This window comes from Nocardioides sp. BP30 (assembly GCF_029873215.1).
In the GTDB taxonomy this organism is placed as follows: domain Bacteria; phylum Actinomycetota; class Actinomycetes; order Propionibacteriales; family Nocardioidaceae; genus Nocardioides.
Window position 1 is genome coordinate 3,597,727 of the sequence record NZ_CP123620.1, and the last position, 18,399, is coordinate 3,616,125.

At 72.8% G+C, this 18,399-nt stretch carries 23 protein-coding genes; 11 read left to right on the plus strand and 12 right to left on the minus strand.

Annotated features, from left to right (window positions below; all coding sequences use genetic code 11):
* Positions 1-29: 29 nt before the first annotated feature.
* Positions 30-179: a hypothetical protein gene (locus P5P86_RS16990; RefSeq protein ID WP_280608631.1), complete on the plus strand. Its 150-nt coding sequence runs from the start codon at positions 30-32 to the stop codon at positions 177-179.
* Position 180: 1 nt separating this feature from the next.
* Here P5P86_RS16990 and P5P86_RS16995 read toward each other — a convergent pair whose 3' ends face one another.
* Entirely contained in the window at positions 181-462 is a 282-nt protein-coding gene (locus tag P5P86_RS16995; protein ID WP_280608632.1) for a hypothetical protein, read from the minus strand.
* A gap of 32 nt (positions 463-494) precedes the next feature.
* On the opposite strand from P5P86_RS16995, the gene P5P86_RS17000 reads away from it, so the two are divergent.
* The 5 genes from P5P86_RS17000 to P5P86_RS17020 all read left to right on the plus strand — a co-directional run bounded on the left by P5P86_RS17000 (position 495) and on the right by P5P86_RS17020 (position 5,548).
* Positions 495-1,061, plus strand: coding sequence for a GrpB family protein (locus P5P86_RS17000; RefSeq protein WP_280608633.1), 567 nt, complete (start codon positions 495-497; stop codon positions 1,059-1,061).
* Positions 1,062-1,306: 245 nt separating this feature from the next.
* Positions 1,307-1,858 (plus strand): DUF1990 domain-containing protein, encoded by a 552-nt coding sequence (locus P5P86_RS17005; protein WP_280608634.1) that lies wholly within the window; start codon positions 1,307-1,309, stop codon positions 1,856-1,858.
* Between the two features lie 74 nt (positions 1,859-1,932).
* On the plus strand, positions 1,933-2,445 hold the full coding sequence (locus P5P86_RS17010; protein WP_280608635.1) for a 2Fe-2S iron-sulfur cluster-binding protein: 513 nt from the start codon (positions 1,933-1,935) through the stop codon (positions 2,443-2,445).
* Complete coding sequence (locus tag P5P86_RS17015) at positions 2,442-3,446, plus strand: FAD binding domain-containing protein (protein ID WP_280608636.1); 1,005 nt, start codon at positions 2,442-2,444, stop codon at positions 3,444-3,446. The genes P5P86_RS17010 and P5P86_RS17015 overlap by 4 nt, the downstream gene beginning before the upstream one ends.
* Entirely contained in the window at positions 3,443-5,548 is a 2,106-nt protein-coding gene (locus P5P86_RS17020) for a xanthine dehydrogenase family protein molybdopterin-binding subunit (protein WP_280608637.1), read from the plus strand. Before P5P86_RS17015 ends, P5P86_RS17020 begins: the two co-directional genes overlap by 4 nt.
* Before the next feature lie 19 nt (positions 5,549-5,567).
* On the opposite strand, the gene P5P86_RS17025 is transcribed toward P5P86_RS17020, so the two are convergent.
* Positions 5,568-6,692, minus strand: coding sequence for an XdhC family protein (locus P5P86_RS17025; protein WP_280608638.1), 1,125 nt, complete (start codon positions 6,690-6,692; stop codon positions 5,568-5,570).
* 111 nt (positions 6,693-6,803) lie between these two features.
* Here P5P86_RS17025 and P5P86_RS17030 point away from each other — a divergent pair, with 111 nt between their 5' ends.
* On the plus strand, positions 6,804-7,163 hold the full coding sequence (locus tag P5P86_RS17030; protein ID WP_280608639.1) for a LiaF domain-containing protein: 360 nt from the start codon (positions 6,804-6,806) through the stop codon (positions 7,161-7,163).
* A gap of 40 nt (positions 7,164-7,203) precedes the next feature.
* On the opposite strand, the gene P5P86_RS17035 is transcribed toward P5P86_RS17030, so the two are convergent.
* Genes P5P86_RS17035 through P5P86_RS17055 form a run of 5 tightly spaced genes read right to left on the minus strand, consistent with a single transcriptional unit; the run spans position 7,204 to position 12,218 of the window.
* Positions 7,204-7,596, minus strand: coding sequence for a DoxX family protein (locus tag P5P86_RS17035; RefSeq protein WP_280608640.1), 393 nt, complete (start codon positions 7,594-7,596; stop codon positions 7,204-7,206).
* A 58-nt stretch (positions 7,597-7,654) separates the two neighbouring features.
* A complete protein-coding gene (locus P5P86_RS17040; RefSeq protein WP_280608641.1) occupies positions 7,655-8,791 on the minus strand; it encodes a PP2C family protein-serine/threonine phosphatase in 1,137 nt (378 codons plus the stop codon).
* 5 nt (positions 8,792-8,796) lie between these two features.
* Positions 8,797-9,594, minus strand: a complete 798-nt coding sequence (locus P5P86_RS17045) for an alpha/beta fold hydrolase (RefSeq protein WP_280608642.1) — start codon at positions 9,592-9,594, stop codon at positions 8,797-8,799.
* A complete protein-coding gene (locus P5P86_RS17050) occupies positions 9,591-10,448 on the minus strand; it encodes an ERCC4 domain-containing protein (protein ID WP_280608643.1) in 858 nt (285 codons plus the stop codon). The genes P5P86_RS17045 and P5P86_RS17050 overlap by 4 nt, the downstream gene beginning before the upstream one ends.
* 57 nt (positions 10,449-10,505) lie before the next feature.
* Positions 10,506-12,218 carry an NAD(P)/FAD-dependent oxidoreductase gene (locus P5P86_RS17055; protein ID WP_280608644.1) on the minus strand — a complete coding sequence of 571 codons (1,713 nt, stop codon included), beginning with the start codon at positions 12,216-12,218 and terminating at the stop codon, positions 10,506-10,508.
* A 76-nt stretch (positions 12,219-12,294) separates the two neighbouring features.
* Between P5P86_RS17055 and P5P86_RS17060 the strand changes: the two genes are divergently transcribed.
* Complete coding sequence (locus P5P86_RS17060; protein ID WP_280608645.1) at positions 12,295-12,645, plus strand: UBP-type zinc finger domain-containing protein; 351 nt, start codon at positions 12,295-12,297, stop codon at positions 12,643-12,645.
* Between the two features lie 18 nt (positions 12,646-12,663).
* Here P5P86_RS17060 and P5P86_RS17065 read toward each other — a convergent pair whose 3' ends face one another.
* Both P5P86_RS17065 and P5P86_RS17070 read right to left on the minus strand, forming a co-directional pair.
* Positions 12,664-13,935, minus strand: a complete 1,272-nt coding sequence (locus tag P5P86_RS17065) for an RNA polymerase sigma factor (protein ID WP_280611279.1) — start codon at positions 13,933-13,935, stop codon at positions 12,664-12,666.
* A 14-nt stretch (positions 13,936-13,949) separates the two neighbouring features.
* Positions 13,950-14,300: a YciI family protein gene (locus P5P86_RS17070; protein WP_280611280.1), complete on the minus strand. Its 351-nt coding sequence runs from the start codon at positions 14,298-14,300 to the stop codon at positions 13,950-13,952.
* Between the two features lie 156 nt (positions 14,301-14,456).
* On the opposite strand from P5P86_RS17070, the gene P5P86_RS17075 reads away from it, so the two are divergent.
* The gene (locus P5P86_RS17075; RefSeq protein ID WP_280608646.1) at positions 14,457-14,879 is read left to right on the plus strand and encodes a PPOX class F420-dependent oxidoreductase; all 423 of its coding nucleotides are present in this window, start codon (positions 14,457-14,459) and stop codon (positions 14,877-14,879) included.
* 1 nt (position 14,880) lies between these two features.
* Here the strand turns inward: P5P86_RS17075 and P5P86_RS17080 are convergent, their stop codons facing one another.
* Entirely contained in the window at positions 14,881-15,207 is a 327-nt protein-coding gene (locus P5P86_RS17080; protein ID WP_280608647.1) for a GroES family chaperonin, read from the minus strand.
* Positions 15,204-15,464 carry a DUF3618 domain-containing protein gene (locus tag P5P86_RS17085; RefSeq protein ID WP_280608648.1) on the minus strand — a complete coding sequence of 87 codons (261 nt, stop codon included), beginning with the start codon at positions 15,462-15,464 and terminating at the stop codon, positions 15,204-15,206. The genes P5P86_RS17080 and P5P86_RS17085 overlap by 4 nt, the downstream gene beginning before the upstream one ends.
* 35 nt (positions 15,465-15,499) lie before the next feature.
* Between P5P86_RS17085 and bcp the strand changes: the two genes are divergently transcribed.
* Positions 15,500-15,967 carry a thioredoxin-dependent thiol peroxidase gene (bcp, locus tag P5P86_RS17090; RefSeq protein ID WP_280608649.1) on the plus strand — a complete coding sequence of 156 codons (468 nt, stop codon included), beginning with the start codon at positions 15,500-15,502 and terminating at the stop codon, positions 15,965-15,967.
* Between the two features lie 27 nt (positions 15,968-15,994).
* Here the strand turns inward: bcp and P5P86_RS17095 are convergent, their stop codons facing one another.
* Positions 15,995-16,648 carry a TetR/AcrR family transcriptional regulator gene (locus tag P5P86_RS17095; RefSeq protein ID WP_280608650.1) on the minus strand — a complete coding sequence of 218 codons (654 nt, stop codon included), beginning with the start codon at positions 16,646-16,648 and terminating at the stop codon, positions 15,995-15,997.
* 95 nt (positions 16,649-16,743) lie between these two features.
* On the opposite strand from P5P86_RS17095, the gene P5P86_RS17100 reads away from it, so the two are divergent.
* Positions 16,744-18,381, plus strand: coding sequence for an amidohydrolase (locus P5P86_RS17100; RefSeq protein WP_280608651.1), 1,638 nt, complete (start codon positions 16,744-16,746; stop codon positions 18,379-18,381).
* Positions 18,382-18,399 lie beyond the last annotated feature (18 nt).

Here is an 18,399-nt window from a genome sequence, read left to right on the forward strand (position 1 = left end):
AGCGGCCGGATCGAGAAAGCGAGCTCCCCATGTTCTGGCCCATCGTAGGCCTGGTCTTCGCCGCGATCCTGGCGGTGGGCGTCTGGGTCGACCGCAAGGGCAGCCCGTCGCACGTCAACCACGATGCGGTCCAGGAGGGGAAGCGCCGGGCGCGGGCGGCCAAGCGCTGGGGTCGGTGACCTACGGGTTCGCTCCCCGCACCGGCGGTAGCCCGGGAGGCGAGGGAACGCCCCAGTGCTCGGCGGCTCTGACTACGTCCTCCAGCCTTACCGGCGGGCGCTGTGACCCCACACCAGGCGGCCCGAGGCAGGACTGGAGCATTGCTTGGATCGTGTGGCGGGTGTGAGCGTTCTTCCCGGTGAGCTCGTCGATCTCGTAGATCAGACGTGTGAACACCTCGACCTCGCGACCGGTGACCGCCCTGAGCTCGCCCTGCTCGATCGGGTCGTCAGCGGTGTGCATCCTGCCACGGTGCCCCTGCGACACTCGCCACCATGACCTCAGCACACAGACCCCGGCGCCCGGACGTGACGACGGTCGAGCTCGTCGGTGGGGTGGAGCGGCGCACGCTGGAGCTGGTGGACCACGATCCGCGGTGGGCGGCGGCGTACGAGGAGCACCGACGACGCATCCGTACGGCGCTCGGCCCCACCGCCCTCCAGGTCGAGCACATCGGCTCGACCTCGGTGCCGGGCCTGGCCGCGAAGCCGATCGTCGACATCCTGCTCACCGTGGCGGACATCACCGCCGAGGAGGACTACCTGGACCAGCTCCTCGAGGCCGGTTATCTGCTGCGCACCCGCGAGCCCGGGCATCGCCTGGTGCGCACCCCTGCGCGCGACGTGCATGTGCACGTCCTTGAGGTCGGCGACGAGGCGGCGGCGGACTACCTGCTGCTCCGCGACCAGCTGCGCAGCAGCACCACTGACCGCGAGCTGTACGAGCGGGTCAAGCGCGAGCTCATCACCCGGGACTGGGCCGACATGAACGCGTACGCCGACGCGAAGACCGACGTCATCGTCGCCATCAAGGAGCGTGCCCGCGCCGCCCGGTCGGCCTGAGGGCTCGCGGACGGGTGTGGTCGGACGCGTACGCGAGACCAAGGAACTGCAGCACCCGCAGGATCGGCCCCGGATGCTCGATACGAGACCACTGCTCCGCGGTGATGTACGGCGCCCGCCCGAACACGACGCGACCGTCTCGACGGTAGACACCCAGCATGTCGGCGAGCGTGCGGCGAGGCATGCGGGAAAGGTAGCGCGCATCCGCCGCCCCGGAACGCGTTTCGCAGGGACATGATGGGAGCGTGGTCACCATCCTCCCGCCGCACGTCGCCGCGTCACTCCGCGCGGCGGAGCTCACCTACCCAGCGGTGGGAGCGACCGGCGAAGGCACTACCCCGCCGGGCCACCACTCCTTCCAGCGCACCCGCCTGCTGCAACGGCGTGACTTCGACGCGGCCGGGCGCGAGCTGCTCGGCTGGCAGGTGCAGGAGTACGCCGGCGTCCGCGTGGCGGCGTCAGCGCCACGCGCCGAGGCCGGCGCCGTCGTGCTGATGCGCCTCGGGATCGGGCCGCTCGCCGTACGCATCCCCTGCCGCGTGATCTCCGTGGTCGAGGAGCCCGACCGCGTCGGGTTCGCCTACGGGACGCTGCCCGGGCACCCGGAGAGCGGCGAGGAGCGCTTCGTGCTCGAGCGCTGTGACGACGGCCGCCTCCGCTTCACCGTCTCCGCCTTCTCCCGGCCGGCGACCCTGCTCGCGCGGGCCGGCGGCCCGCTGACGACCTGGACCCAGCGGTGGATGACCGCCCGCTACCTCCGCGCCCTGGACGCGCTGCCGCCGTCGGCTGCGCGCTGAAGGCCGGCTCGCCGGCTCGCGACAGCACCCCCGCCGCAGGGATGGTTCGCCCGCACCCGGGTATCGGCTTGGGCATGGAGACGGTGATCAGGCTGACGGTCGACGGCGCTGCCCGGGAGATCACCGTCGACACCCGAACGACGCTCCTCGACGCGCTGCGGGAGCGGTTGGGGAACACCTCGCCCAAGAAGGGCTGCGACCACGGCCAGTGCGGGTCGTGCACCGTGCTGGTGGACGGTCGCCGGCAGCTGACCTGCCTCGCCCTGGCCCTGTCCTACGACGGCGCCGAGGTCACCACCGCCTCCGGGCTGGGCGTCGACGGTCCGCATCCGATGCAGGAGGCGTTCCTGGCCAAGGACGCCTACCAGTGCGGCTACTGCACGCCGGGGCAGGTGTGCTCGGCGGTCGGGATGCTGGACGAGGTCGCCCACGGCCATCCCAGCCATGTCACCGAGGACCTGGATCGCCCGACCACGATCGAGGACCTGACCGATGCCGAGATCCGCGAGCGGATGAGCGGCAACGTGTGCCGCTGCGGTGCGTACGTCGGCATCCTCGACGCCGTTCGCGAGGTGGCGGGAGCATGAGGGAGCTGGGCTACGTCCGCGCCAGCGATCCGGCGCAGGCCGTCGCGACGGTCGCCGACGACCCGACCGCCCGCTTCCTCGCCGGCGGCACCAACCTGGTCGACCATCTCAAGCTCGGCATCGCGGACCCCGAGACGCTGGTCGACGTGGGTCACCTGCCGCTGGACGGCATCGAGGAGACCGAGGACGGCCTGCGGATCGGCGCCAACGTGCGCAACAGCGACCTGGCGGCCGACCTGCGCGTGCGGACCGGGTGGCCGGCCGTGACCCGCGCCCTGCTCGCCGGTGCGTCGGGCCAGATCCGCAACCAGGCCACCACCGGCGGCAACCTGCTGCAGCGAACCCGGTGCGTCTACTTCCAGGATCCGACCACGCCCTGCAACAAGCGTGAGCCCGGCTCCGGCTGCTCGGCCGCGGAGGGCTACGGCCGCTACAACGCGATCCTGGGCGCCAGCCCTGCCTGCGTCACGGTCCATCCCTCCGACCTCGCCGTGGCGCTGGCAGCCGTCGACGCCACGGTGCTGACGCTGCGACGCGAGGGTGAGCGTCGGATCCCGGCCGACGCGCTGCACCGCCTGCCGGGCGAGGAGCCCGAGCGGGACACCGTCCTCGACCACGGCGAGCTCATCACCGCCGTCGAGCTGCCGGCAAGTCCGACGTACCGCCGCTCCACCTACATCAAGGTGCGCGACCGCGCGTCCTACGCCTTCGCCCTCGTCTCCGTCGCAGCGGCGCTGGACCTCGACGAGGCCACCGGCACGGTCCGAGACGTACGGATCGCCTGGGGCGGCGTGGCGCACAAGCCCTGGCGCGCGCACCGCGCCGAGGAGGCCCTGCGTGGAGCGGTCCTCACCGAGGACGCCGTCCGCGCCGCCGCCCAGACCGAGCTGGAGGCGGCCCGCCCGACCCCCGAAACGGCGTACAAGACGACGATGGTGCGCAACGCGACGGCGCTCGCGTTCCGCCGGCTCGTTCCCGACCTGCTCGAGGAGACGCCGTGACCGAGCTGCGCACCACCCCCATCACCGCCCGGGCGATGGGCACCGACCTGCGCCGCGTCGACGGTCTGGAGAAGGTCACCGGCCGCGCTGCCTACGCTGCCGACCAGCGCATCCCCGAGGCGCTCTCGTGCTGGCTGGTGCAGTCGACTGTCGCACGCGGCCGCGTCAGCCGGGTGGACGCCACCGCCGCGTTGGCCCATGAGGGCGTCCTCGCCGTCATCGACCACACCACCGCCCCGCGCCTGGAGGACACCAGCAACCGGGAGCTGGCCATCCTGCAGGACGACCGGATCCACTTCCGCGGGCAGATCGTCGCTCTGGTGATCGCCGCGACCTCCGAGGCGGCGCGTGAGGGCGCCCGGCTGGTTCGGGTCGAGCAGGAGGCCGAGCCGTTCGAGGCCGAGCTGCGCGAGGACAACGCCACCTACCGGCCCGACTCGGTCAACCCCGACAAGGAGACCGACACCGAGCAGGGCGACGTCGACGCCGCCCTCACCGCTGCCGACGTGCTGGTCGAGGCGACCTACCGCACCGCCTACGAGTTCAACAGCCCGCTCGAACCGCACGCCACCGTCGCCTGGTGGAGCACCGAGGACGGGCGCGAGACACTGACCATGTACGACGCGAGCCAGGGCGTGCACGGCGTCGCGCAAGCGCTGGCCCCGATGCTGGGCCTGGCCGAGGACCAGCTGCGCGTGATGGCGCCGTACGTCGGCGGCGGCTTCGGCAGCAAGGGTCAGCCGCACGCGCACGTGATGGCCGCCGCGCTCGCCGCCCGGACCACCCCCGACCGGCCGGTCCGACTGGCCGTGACCCGTCAGCAGATGTTCGCCCTGACCGGCTACCGGACGGCGACGATCTCGCACGTCCGGCTCGGCGCCGGTCGCGACGGCCGGCTCACAGCGATCGAGCACCGCGTTCAGGAGCAGACCTCCGCGGTCAAGGAGTTCGCCGAGCAGACGGCCACCCCGACCCGGATGATGTACCAGGCACCCCACCGGCGCACGAGCCACCGCCTCGCCGTCCTGGACGTCGCCGTGCCGTCGTGGATGCGTGCGCCCGGCGAGATGCCGGGCATGTTCGCCCACGAGGTCGCGATGGACGAGCTGGCCGTGGCCTGCGGCCTCGACCCGATCGAGCTGCGCCGGCGCAACGAACCCGACGTCGACCCCGAGACCGGCCTGCCGTTCGACACCCGCCGGCTGACCGAGTGCTTCGAGCGGGGCGCGGCGAGGTTCGGCTGGGCGGATCGGCCCACCCGCCCCCGCGCGACGCGGGACGGCGAGTGGTGGGTCGGCACGGGCGTCGCCTCGGCCACGTACCCGGCCATGAGGATGCCGGGCAACGTCGCCCGGGTCGAGTCGCTGGACGGCGGTTGCTACGCGGTCTCGATCGGGTCCGTCGACATCGGTACCGGCGCGCGCACCGTGCTCACCCAGATCGCCGCGGACGCGCTCGAGGTCGGCACCGAGGCGATCGACCTGCACATCGCCGACTCCTCGCTGCCGATGGCCAGCGTCGCCGGCGGATCGTCGGGGACGAGCTCGTGGGGCTCGGCGATCGTCGCAGCCGCCCAGCAGTTCCGCCACGACCACGGCGACCGGCCGGACCCGGGACTGCGCTCGGAGGCCTCCGCGATGCGCGGCGACGAGGTCGAGCAGTACTCCTTCCACTCCTTCGGCGCCGTCTTCGCGCAGGTCCGCATCCACCGCTATACCGGCGAGCTGCGTGTCCCCCGGATGCTGGGTGTCTACAACGTCGGCCGGGTGATCAACCCGACCACCGCCCGCTCCCAGTTCCTCGGCGGACTGATCATGGGTCTCTCCGCCGCCCTCTTCGAGGAGGGCGTCCGCGACCCCCGGTTCGGCCACATGGTTACCCAGGACCTGGCGAGCTATCACGTCGCCTCGCACGCCGACGCCCTCGGCATCGAGGCCGAGTGGCTCGAGGACGAGACCCCGGTCTTCACGCCGATGGGCTCGCGCGGGATCGGCGAGATCGGCATCGTCGGCACCGCCGCCGCGATCGCCAACGCCGCCCACCACGCCACCGGCGTACGGGTGCGGAGCATCCCCCTCACCGCCGACCGCTTCCTCGGGTGAGGGCTGGGCGACAGCGGGCTCAGGCCGGGCCGTGGATGCGGCCGGTGGTCGCCTGCAGCCGGCGACCGGTGCCTCCCCACCGGCCCGCGATGATCTCGGCCGCGATGCTGACGGCCGTCTCCTCCGGCGTCCGGCCCCCGAGGTCGAGACCGATCGGGCTGGAGAGCCGCGCCAGTGCGTCTTCGTCCAGTCCGGCCTCGCGCAGCCGGGCGAGGCGGTCCTCGTGTGTCCGCCGTGAGCCCATCGCCCCGACGTAACCGATCTCGGGCAGCCTCAGCGCGACCGCCAGCAGGGGGACGTCGAACTTCGGGTCGTGGGTGAGCACCGTCACGACGGTACGGCTGTCGATCCGGCCGGCCTCGCTCTCGGCCGCCAGGTAGCGGTGCGGCCAGTCGACCACCACCTCGTCGGCGTCGGGGAAGCGCCGGGGCGTGGCGAAGACCGGCCGGGCGTCACAGACCGTCACCCGGTAGCCGAGGAAGGCGCCGACCGAGGCCACCGCCGCGGCGAAGTCGATGGCTCCGAAGACGAGCATGCGTGGCCTGGGCGCGGCCGTCCACACGAAGACGCGCATGCCCTCCCCCCGACGCTCGCCGTCCGGGCCGTAGGTCAGGGTGGCGCTGCTGCCCGAGGCGAGCAGGCCGAGGACGTCGTCGTCGACCGCATCGTCGACCCGGGCCGAACCCAGCGTCCCGGCCGGCTCCCGGTCCGGCCGCACGACCAGGCGGCGGCCGAGTCGCTGAGGATCGGGGTGCTCGATGACGGTGGCCACCGCCACCGGCCGGCCGGCCTCGACGTCGGCGGCGACCTCGGCCAGCTCGGGGAAGCTCGCCCGGTCGACCCGTTCGACCCAGACGTCGATGATGCCGCCGCAGGTCAGGCCGACGGCGAAGGCCTCCTCGTCGGAGACCCCGTAACGCCGCAGCAGCGGCGTACCGCTCTCCCGCACCTCCTGCGCCAGCTCGTAGACCGCTCCCTCCACGCAGCCGCCTGACACCGAGCCGGCGACAGCGCCGTCGGCACAGACCAGCATCGAGGATCCCGGCGGGCGTGGTGCCGAGGAGAAGGTGCCCACGACCGTGGCGAGGGCCACCGTCTCACCGGCCCGCCAGCGCTGCGTCAGCTCGCCGAGCACGTCACGCACACGTCACCTCGTTGCTCCTCCGGATCAGCCGACGCCTGGGCAGGTACCCGGGGCGGGACTCCCCCAGCGATCCCGTGGCCTGACCGCTCGGACTTTCGTACCGTTGCGCTCATGAGCGAATCGGGCAGCGCCGCGAAGGACACCACCCTGCACCTGGCCCTCCTGGGCGGCCTCGACCGGCGCGGCCCGTGGGAGGTACGCCGCCGCACCGTCGCCATCTCGCCGGTGGGCGGCATCGACCTCGACCTGACCGAGGCGACCCTCCCCGAGGGCGGCGCGACCATCGTCAAGGTGTCCTTCGTCGGTGGCGCCAAGCTCCGGGTGCCGGCCGGGGTCAACGTCGTGGTCGAGGGCTTCAACGTGATCGGCCGGCGCACCCGCGACACCGGGCCGTCGATGCCGGGCGCGCCGACCGTCCGGCTGCTCGCCTACGGCATCTTCGGCGGCGTCAGGGTCGAGCGCGCCCGATAGCCGGGCCGTTGTCCGGTCGCTGGTCGGTCCCCGCCGGCCGTCAGGAGCTGGCGCCGAGGCGATCGCCGCCGTACAACGCGGCCGCGACCAGGACGGGCTGGAAGAACAGCCTGACCAGCCGCTTGCGGTCGCTGTCGAGGCCGAAGGCGTCGCGGTGCTCGGTGTACTGCGCGATGTTGCCGGGGAAGACCCCGACGTAGAACGCGCCGAGCGCCGTGCCGATCACCCGCCGGTGCCGCGGCAGCGCGACGAAGGCGGCGCCGAGCGCCACCTCGACCACCCCGGAGGCCAGCACCGTGGCGTCCTCGTCCACGGGGAACCACGGCGGCACCTGGGCGCGGAACTCCTCGCGCGCCACCGTCAGGTGGCTGACGCCGGCCCCGATCATGGCGGTGCCGAGCAGGACACGGGTGAGGGTGCGGCCGACGCTCATCCCGCCACGCTACCCGGATGCGGAAGCGCGCACTCGGGAGGTCCGGTGCTCCGACGGGTCACGGCTGCGGGGCGAAGGTGACGATCGCGATGTCGTCGCTCGCGTCCCCGTTCTGGAACTCCAGGACGGCCCGGGCGATGCCGTCGGTGACCGCCTGGACGTCCGCAGGCAGGTCGCGGACGAGGTCGTGGAGCCGCTCGTCGCCGTACATGCCGTCCGCTCCGCGTCCCTCGGTGACGCCATCGGTGAAGAGCGTCACGCTGCTGCCCGCGCGGAGGCGGTGCCGGACCGTGGTGAAGCGCGGGTGCTCGACCAGCCCGACCGGGGTTCCGAAGACCCCCAGCTCGCTCACCTCCCCTCCCGAGGATCGCAGCAGGGCGGCCGGCTGGCCGGCCAGGCTCAGCGCGAGCTCCCAGCCGTCGCCGTGACGCTCGAGGCGCGCCACCACCAGGGTGCAGTAGTGCCGGGTGTCGTTCGCGGAGAGGACCGCGTCGACGCGGCCGAGAAGGTCGGCCGGGTCGGGATGGTCGATGGCGAAGGACCGAACCGTGTAGCGCACCAGCGAGGTGACGGTGGCAGCGGAGACGCCCTTGCCGCTCACGTCGCCCAGCGCGACGATCCACGCACTGGCACTGACCTGGAACACGTCGTAGAAGTCCCCACCGACCTCCCGCCCGGCACCCGCCGGCCGATAGGCGGCGGCGATGTCCAGCCCGGGGATGTGCGGCGGCGCGGGCGGGATCAGGGTCTGCTGGAGCGTCTCGGCGAGGGCTGCGGCCTCCTCCCGGGCGTGGTCGGCGGTGCGTTTCGCGTGCCGCAGGTCCTCCTCGTAGCGGTGCCGGTCCCGAGCCTCGACGAACACGGCCAGCACCGACCGGTCCCCGCCGGGCGAGGCCAGGCCGGCGTTGAACAGCACCGGCACCCGCCGACCGCCGGCGGTGACCAGGTCCAGGTCGATCTCGCGGATGACCCGGCTGTGCTCGAGCATCGGGAAGAGGTGCGTCTCGAGGAGGATGCGCCCGGCGACCGATACGAAGCTGGCGAGGGTGCGCACCGAGACGATCTCGGCGGCCGTCACCTCGACCATGCGGAGGAACTCCGCGTTCGCGCGGACGATCACACCCTCGCCATCGGTGACGACGTAGCCGCAGGGCGCCCGTTCGAAGGGGTCGGCCGTGCCGTGCGCGGGCTCCATCGGGGTCAGCGCCGGTCCAGGAACTCTCGTAGGGCGGCAACGGTCTCGACCGGCGCGCTGAGGTGCGGGCAGTGACCGTGGGTCTCGATGACGGTGAAGATCGAGTCGGGGATCTGATCGCGGATGAACGCGCCGGCGGACATCGGCGCCACCGCGTCGTCGCTCGATTGCACGATCAGCGTCGGCACGCGTACGTCGACGAGGTCGGCGCGGTTGTCGCCGCGGAAGGTCACCGCGGCGAACTGTGCGGCGATGTCGGGGCGCGTGCGGCAGAAGCTGTCCTCCAGCTCCAGCTTCACCTCGGCCGGCGCTGCACCGGCGACCAGCCCGGCGAGCGGATCCTGCCAGCCCAGGTGGTTGCGCTCCATCAGGCCGAGCAGCTCCTCGATGTCACGTTCGGAGAAGCCCCCCAGGTAGCCCTCGTCGTCGAGGTAGCGCGCCGAGGGGGCCACCAGCACCAGGGCACCCACTCGTCCGGGAGCGGCGTTGGCGACCAGGACGCCGATCATCGCCGAGACGGAGTGACCGACGAACACCGCGTCGGTCAGGTCGAGCTCCTCCAGCAACGCGACCAGGTCGTCGCGGTAGGCCTCCAGGCCGGTGTATCGCTCCGGCCGGTAGAGCGACAGGTCCGAGTCACCCGCGCCGGGCAGGTCGAGCAGGACCACCCGATGGTCCTCGGCGAAGGCGGGCGCGACGTGGCGCCACATCAGCTGGCCGCAGCCGAAGCCGTGCACGAACACGATCGGACGCGCCTCGGCAGGTCCGTGCATCGCGACGTTCAGGCGCGGGGCCAGGTTCATGATCGCAGCGTATCGGTGCCGGCGCTCGCCCCGACCACCTCGCCGGTGAGGCCGTCGATCAGCTGGGCGCCGTCGGCGGCGGCCCGCAACGCACGCAGCGCTATCGCCCGGCGGTCGAAGGACTGCGGCTCCGAGCCGCCGTCCGGCTCGGCCAGGATCCAGCGCCGCGGCGTACGGGGACCGCGGACGGGCCGGTCGGGCTCGGGATCACGGTCGATCGGAGCGACGTACGACCCGTGCAGTGCCTCGGCGAGCCGAGCCGCCCGGACCCGGCCGATGCCCGGGTGGCCGCGCAACCCGTCGGGAGCGGCCGCGGCGACGGCCGCGAGGCTGCCGTAGGCGGCCAGGAGGCTGCGGGCCATCGTCGGCGAGATGCCCGGCACGACGGAGAGCATCACCTCGGCCTGCGCCGAGGGGTGCCGGGGCGCCCGGCGCGGACCCTCGGACCGGGCGGTGGGCGCCGTCCGCCGTGCCCGCTTGGCGAGGCGGACGATCCAGGCCGCGCTGTCCTCGGCGTCCAGGCTGTGCAGCACGGTGAACCCGTCCTCGACGAGCCGGCACACCGCGCCGCGCCAGGCGTCCTCGACGATGCCGCGCGGCTCGCCCTCGATCATCAGGACCGCCTGGGGGAACGCCGACTGCAGTCGCACCGCCTGGTCGAAGATGCGGCCGTCGCGGATCGAGGCGCCCAGGTCGTGCGGCCCCTTGCGCTCCACGGCCAGCCCCGGTCCGAGCACGTAGTCGCCGACCGGCAGATCCGTGAGCCGTACGTCGAGGCCCGCGGCGGACAGCGCCTCCGGGATGGTGCTGTTCCGCTCGCGGTGGTCGACCAGCACCGGACCCGACTCGACCACGCCACCACGCTACCCGGGCTCCGTGCGGCCGGTCGGCCGGTCGGTCGGGTCGGGCGGTCAGGAGACCGGCGTCGCGGCGGGCTCGGTCTCGGGCGCCGGCGCGAGGTAGGCGTGCACCAGCGGTACGGCGGAAGCACCCTCGCCGCTGGCAGCGGCGACGCGCTTCATCGACCCGGACCTGATGTCCCCCGCCGCGAAGACACCTGGGACCGTCGTCGCGAGGCTGGCCGGGGGCAGCCCGTCGACCCAGCGCTCCCGCGGGACGTCGCGGCCGGTGAGGACGAAGCTGTTCTTGTCCCGGGCCAGCTCCGGCGGCAGCCAGTCGCATCGCGGCTCCGCGCCGAGCAGCAGGAAGAGGCCGTGCGCCGGGGTGGTCGTGCGCTCGCCGGTGGTCAGGTCCTCCAGGCAGAGCCACTCCAGCTGGCCCTCTCCCCCGCCGTCGACCACCCGGGTGCAGGGCAGCACCCGGATCCGCTCGTTGTAGCCGATCTCGTCGATCAGGTAGCGCGACATGGTCTCCTCCAGACCCGGCCGGCGCACAGCGATCGTGACCGAGCGCGCGAACCGGGCCAGATGCAACGCCGCCTGACCGGCGGAGTTGCCGCCGCCGACCACGACGACGTCGCTCCCCTCCATCTCGCGGGCAGCGGTCATCGCCGCGCCGTAGTTCACACCGGCGCCGACCAGCTCCTCCAGGGGTGGCACGCCGAGCTTGCGGTAGGCCACGCCGTTGGCGATCAGCACCGTGCGGGCATGGACGTCACCGCCGTCGGTGCACAGCCGATGCGGCTCCCCGTCGTATCCGGGGATCAGCTCGGTGACCTCCCAGCCGGTGTAGAAGTCGGTGCCGAACCGCAGGGCCTGGTTGCGAGCGCGCTGTGCCAGCCGCATGCCCGAGATGCCCCGCGGGAAGCCGAGGTAGTTGCGGATCATCGAGCTGGTGCCCGCCTGGCCGCCGATGGCCTCGGCCTCCAGCACGACGACCGACAATCCCTCCGAGGCGCCGTAGACGGCCGCGGCGAGGCCTGCCGGCCCACCGCCGACGATCGCCAGGTCGACGACGCCGTCGACCTGGAGGTCACCGGGGCGGCCGTAGATCGAGACGGCGACGTCGCGCACCGTACGGGCCTGGACCGGCACCCGGTTGGATGCGTAGACGACCGGGTAGCGCAGGTCCTCGACGCCGAGTCGGTCCTTGATCATCCGCAGGTAGTCGGCGATCGCCGGGTCGTCCGGGTGCCAGACCTTGTTCTGCATGCCCATCCGGTCCAGGAAGTCGCGGATGCCCATCGTCAGGGCGTCGGCCTGGGGCGAGATGATCTTGGCGCTCACCACCTCGGGCTGTGGCACCGTGGAGCCCCAGTCCGAGAGCAGGTCGGTGATGGCGTTGTGGAACTCCTCGTCCCGACGGCCCCGGGGCATCAGCAGGTAGGCGTCGTACTTGCCCTTGGCCAGGCCGATCCGCAGCGGCGGCCCGTCCTCGACGAAGTGGTCCCAGTGTGCCGCGACCACCTTCCGGGCCGTCGGGATCACCTGCCGCCAGCGGTGGAGCGCGGTGAACAGGTTGTCGGCGTCGGGCAGGCGCGAGTCGCTCACGAACAGTGCGATCGTCCCGCCGCTGTCGCAGATCTCCCGCGCGATCGCCTCGGCCTCCGCCGCACCGGCGGCGAGCCGGAGGTCGTAGTCGCGCTCGTAGCGGCTGCGGAACTCCTCCAGGAGCACCTCGCCGTGCTCACCGGAGACGAGGATGATCGCGGGGTCGCCTTCCACGCCATCAGCCTAAGGCAGCCGAGGGGCCTGGAGGGAGGGCTTGTCCCCGTGCCGACGGACGGCCAGGGTAAGAGCCATGAGCACTGATCCGGGCATCGACCTGTTGGCCGTTCCGAGCGGGACGGGCTGCGCCGACTGCGAGCGGACGGCGGGATGGTGGCTGCACCTGCGGCGCTGCACGCAGTGCGGCCACATCGGCTGCTGCGACTCCTCGCCCGGCCAGCACGCCAGCCACCACGCTGCCGAGACCGGCCACCCCTACGTGCGCAGCTTCGAGCCCGGTGAGGACTGGTTCTGGGACTACCAGCGCCAGGAGTACGCCGACGGTCCGCAGCTGCCCGACCCGCAGTCGCACCCGCTGTCCCAGCCCGTGCCCGGCCCGGCCGGCCGGGTCCCGGACGACTGGCAGGAGCGGTTGCACGCCTGAGCTGCGGCAGGTCCTGAGTCACGAGGTCAATGTGCGCCGGCGAGACTCCTGGGCGCGGCGCTCGAGGATCGCGCGCTCGCTCTCGTTCCGACTGCGGCCCGCGGCCTCGGTGAACGCGGCGTGCGCCCCGGCGTGCTGCCCCGCACGCTCCAGCAGGTCCCCCCGCACGCTCGGCAGCAGCGGGGAGTCGCCGAGGAGCGACGGATCGAGCGCTGCCAGGACCGCCAGTCCCGCGTCCGGACCGAACGCGCGACCGTGCGCCACCGCACGGTTCACCTCCACGACGGGGCCCGGCGCGGCCTGGGCCAGGACGTCGTAGAGGGCCGCGATCCGCCGCCAGTCGGTGTCCTCGGCACGCTGTGCCCGGGCGTGCTGAGCGGCGATCGCGGCCTGCAGGAAATACCTCCCGACGGGCCGCCCGCGCGTCGCGTGCGACTCCGCGCGGCGCAGCGCGGCGAGTCCACGCCGGACGAGCAGCGGATCCCACCGGGAGCGGTCCTGGGCCTCGAGCAGCACCGGCGCGCCGGTGTCGTCGATGCGAGCCGGCATCCGGGAGCCCTGGAGCTCCAGCAGCGCCTGGAGACCGAGCACCTCGGGGTCGTCGGGGACCAGCGCTGCGAGCATGCGGGCCAGCCGCATCCCCTCGCGGGCCAGGTCCGGCCGCATCCAGTCCGCACCGGCCGTGGCGGCGTACCCCTCGTTGAAGATCAGGTAGACCACTGCCATGACGTCGTCGAGACGCTGCGCCCGTTCCGCACCGCTGGGCAGCTCGAACGGTGCCCGCGCGTCCGCCAGCGTCCGCTTGGCCCGCGAGATGCGCTGGCCCATGGTCGACTCGGTGACGAGGAACCCGCGCGCGATCTCGGCGGTGGTCAGGCCGCCGACCAGCCGCAGGGTCAGCGCCGCTCGGGACTCCGCGCTCAGGGCCGGGTGGCAGGACAGGAAGATCAGCCGCAGGACATCGTCCTCGATGTGGTCGACCTGAGCGTCGAGGTCGGGCATCACGGCCTCCTCTTCCGCGGCGTGCTCGAGCTCGGCCACCTTCTGTCGCAGGCTGTCGGCGCGACGGAAGTGGTCGATGGCGCGCCGCTTCGCGGTGGTCATCAGCCACGCCCCCGGGTTCTCCGGGACGCCGGAGTCCGGCCACTGCTCGAGTGCCGCCACCAGAGCGTCCTGGGCGAGGTCCTCGGCGAGCCCCACGTCCCGGGTCATCCGGGTCAGGGCGCCGACGAGGCGGGCCGACTCGGCCCGCCACGCGGCGACCACGGCTGCGTGCGACACGCAGCCCAGCGTAGTGAGATCGCTCAGGCGTCGGCCGGGTTGTCCGGCCCGGTCGAGATCTGACGCAGGGTCGCCACCATGCTGACCTCGGGCCAGTACTTCGCGTGCAGCTCGGCGAACTCCTGCTGCCCCGCGACCGCCTCCTCGAGGGTGTCGTACTGCATGATCGCCCATCCGCCGACGACCTCCTTCGCCTCGGCGTAGGGCCCGTCGACCCGGCTGACCTCGCCCTTGCGGACCACGAAGTTCACCGCATCCTCGGTGCCGTAGAGGCCGCCGCCGTCGAGGAAGATCCCCCGGGCGGCCTGGTCGCCGATGTAGGTGTCCATCGCCTCGAACAGCTCCTGCGGCGGCGTACCGATCCCCTCTTCCATCCTCACGAATCCCATGAAACGCGGCATCTCGGTTTCCTCCTGTTGGTTGCTGGGCCTTGCTTCTCGCACGTACGTCGAACGGCCGCGCGCGTCTTCGACATCGGCGCGGAAGTTTTTTCCGGCCCCCCGCCGATCGTCACGGGGCATGCTGGAGGCATGGAGATCTCCGAGGCCCTCGAGGCCGCTCGCGCCCGGCAGCAGTCAGTGCTCACCACCCTCAAGCGCGACGGCCTGCCCCAGCTGTCCAACGTCGTGCACGCCGTCGGCGAGGACGACACCATCCGGATCTCGATCACCGCGACCCGCGCCAAGTACCACAACCTGCGTCGTACGCCGTGGGCAGCACTGCACGTCAACGGACCTGACTTCTGGTCCTACGCGGTGCTGGAGTGCGACGCCGAGCTGTCCGCTGTCGCCGCCGATCCGCACGACGAGGCGGCCGACGAGCTCGTCGCCCTCTACGCGGCCGTGGCGGCCAAGGACCACCCCGACTGGGAGGAGTACCGGCGCGCCATGGTCACCGACCGGCGCGTCGTCCTGCGGCTGCGTCCGCAGCGCGCCTACGGCCTGCTGCGCTGAGCTACAGGTACAGCCCCGTCGACTCGCTGGCGACGCGGTCGGCCGCGACAGCGTGCACGTCACGCTCCCGCATGACGATGTAGAGCTCGCCGGCGACCTCGACCTCGGCCTTGTCCTCGGCGTCGAAGAGCACGCGGTCGTCCACCTCGACGGCACGCGCGTGCGGCCCGACGGCCACCACCCGCGACCAGGTCAGCCGGCGCGCGCCCATCGCCGCTGTCGCGGGGATGACGATCCCGCCCGAGGACCGGCGCTCCCCCGACTCCCGGTCGAGCTCCACCAGGATGCGGTCGTGGAGCATCTTGATCGGGGTCTTGGCGCTGCTCACGATCGGGAGGAGAGCTTGCGCAGCGTGATGAAGAGGACCACGACGCCGAGCACCGCGCCGGCGGTCTTGGCGATGTTGACCGTGTTCGGCTCGCCGGTGCGCGGGTCGACGTAGAGCGCCTTCACCGCCGCCGCCTGACGTGACGCGATGGTCTTGGGGTTGGTGCGGTAGATCAGCTGGTCGATGGTGCCGGCCAGCTGCTCCCGCGTCTCCTCGATCTCGCGCTCCAGCTTGGAGTTGCGGTCTGCGTTCGCCATGCTGCACAAGATAACGGACCGGTAGATTCGCCCTCATGAGCCGTCTCTCCGCTGGTGACCCCGCCCCCGAGTTCAGCCTCGCCGACGACACCGGTGCCACCGTCTCGCTGGCCGACCTGCGCGGCCGGAAGGTGATCGTCTACTTCTACCCAGCGGCGATGACGCCCGGCTGCACCAAGCAGGCCTGCGACTTCACCGACTCCCTCGCCTCGCTGCAGGCGGCCGGCTACGAGGTCGTCGGGATCTCGCCGGACAAGCCGGAGAAGCTGGCGAAGTTCCGTGAGCGGGACAGCCTCACCATCCGGCTGCTCTCGGATCCGACCAAGGAGGTGCTCGCGGCCTACGGCGCCTTCGGGGAGAAGAAGCTCTACGGCAAGGTCGTGGAGGGCGTCATCCGCTCCACGGTCGTGGTGGACGAGGACGGCAAGGTCGAGCTGGCCCAGTACAACGTCAAGGCGACCGGCCACGTGGCCAAGCTTCGGCGCGACCTGCAGCTGGACTGACGGGCCGTCGCCGCAGCCGGGGCGGAGCTAAGCCCCGCGCAGCGCGCCGAGCCGCGCGCGCAGGCCGAGCAGCATCGCCGCCAACCCGGCTTCGAACGCCGCGTCGGCGGGCCGGGCCCGACCCAGTGCCGCCCGCTGGGCGGCGTAGGCCGCGACGAACGCCGGCGCCGCCGCAGCGCCGGCCGGGTCGAGCATGTCGTCGGGCGCCACGACGTCGAGCGCCGAGCCCAGGATCAGGTTCTCGAGGGCGACGACGGTGGTGAGGATGTCCTCCTCGGGCCAGCCGGCCTCCGCGAACGCCCGGATGACGCGCTCGTACATCGCGATCGTGCGATCCGCCCGCACCACCGGCAGTGTCGCGAACAGGGCCACCGTCACCGGGTGGGTGGAAAACGCGATCCGGTACGAGCGCGCCCAGACCGGCAGCGCCTCCTCCAGGCCCAGCCGGTCGAAGACCCCGACGTCGATCCGGTCGCTGACCAGCTCCCGGACGCGCGCGAGCACCTCGTCCTTGCCGGCGACGTGGTTGTACAGCGCCGAGGCCTGTACGCCGAGCGCACGGGCCAGCTCGGCCATCGAGAAGTCGCCGCGCTCGTCGAGCAGCGCCAGCCCGGCCGCGGCGATGCCGTCGACGCTCAGCACCGCTGTGAGCGGGCGACCCGCCCTGCGTCGACCCGTCACGCGGAATCCGTTGCCACAAGGGTCTTCACAGTCACGAGCGGAAATACTAGTGTCCCGCGATAAAACGAACGGTCTTCATTTAAGGACGCTCCGCCATGCCAGTGCTGGTCTTCCTCAACGGGTCGCTGATCTGCGACCTCGGCTCGGACCGGGCGCCGTACACCTCCCCCGGCCCGGTGCTCGTCGTCGACGACGACCGCGTGCTCGCGCTCGGCGAGCGGGCGACCGGCGCCGTGGACCTCGCCGACCCGGACGTGCGCATCGTCGACCTCGCCGGCGGCGTGCTCGCTCCAGCGCTCGCCGACGGCCACGCCCACCTGCCGCAGGGCGGCCTGGAGTGGCTCGGCCCGCAGATCCGTGCCGCGCGGAGCGTCGCCGACATCGTCGCGGCGGTCGGCGCGTGGGCCGACGAGCATCCCGAACAGGAGTGGATCTACGGCGCGAGCTACGACGCGACGCTCGCGGCCGGTGGCCTCTTCGACGCGCGATGGCTCGACGAGGTCTGCCCGGACCGCCCGGTGGTCCTGCAGGCGTGGGACTACCACACCGTCTGGGTGAACTCCGAGGCCTTGCGGCGGGCCGGCATCGACGCGGACACCCCCGAGCCCGAGCTCGGCAGGATCGTGCGCCGCGAGGACGGCAGCCCACTGGGCATCCTGCAGGAGCCCGGCGCGGTCGACCTCGTCTCGGCGGTGGCGCCGGGCCGCTCGCACGAGGAGGTCGTCGAGGCGATCCGCCGCGCGACCCGGCACTACGCCGGCCTCGGCCTCGGCTGGGCGCAGGACGCGTGGGTCGAGCACGACGACCTCGAGGCCTACCTCGACGCCGCCCGTCGCGGCCTGCTCGCCATCCGGGTGAACCTCGCGCAGCGGGCCGACCCGCGCGGGTGGCGCGACCAGCTCGACAGCTTCGCCGAGGGACGCGACCGCGTCCGGGCGCTCGGCCATCCGCTGCTCACCGCCGACACCGTCAAGGTCTTCGTCGACGGCATCGTGGAGAACCACACCGCCGCGATGCTGGCCGAGTACGCCGACCGCCCCGGCGACCGCGGCCTGCCGAACTGGACCCGTGCCGACCTGCTGGAGACGGCGATCGCCTTCGACGCGCTCGGCTTCCAGCTGCACTTCCACGCCATCGGCGACGCCGCCAACCGGCTCGCCCTCGACGTCTTCGAGACCGTGCAGGAGCGCAACGGGCCGCGCGACCGCCGGCCCGTGATCGCTCACGCGCACGTGCTCGACCCGAGCGACGTGCCCCGGTTCGCCGCGCTCGGCGTGGTGCCGGACTTCCAGCCCCTGTGGGCCCGCTGCGACGGCGTCATGCGGGACCTGACGATGCCGCACCTGGGTGAGGAGCGCAGTCGCTGGCAGTACGCCATCCGCAGCGTGCTCGACGCGGGCGCCGCCGTCTCCTTCGGCAGCGACTGGCCGGTGACCGGCGCGGACTGGCGGGCCGGTGCTGCCACCGCCGTCGCGCGCCGCACCCCCGGCCGGCCCGAGGAGGACAGCTGGCTGCCCGAGCAGCGCATCGGCCTGGCCGAGGCGCTGGCGGCGTACACCACCGGCGTGGCCCACCAGGCCTTCGCCGAGGGACGCCGCGGCGTCCTGGCACAGGGGTACGACGCCGACCTGGTCTGGCTGGACGCGGATCCGCGTCAGGCCGACCCCGACAGCCTCGTCGACGTCCAGGTCCTGGGGACCTGGGTCGCCGGCAGGGAGCGGTTCCGGCAATGAGGCCGGGGACGACGACGC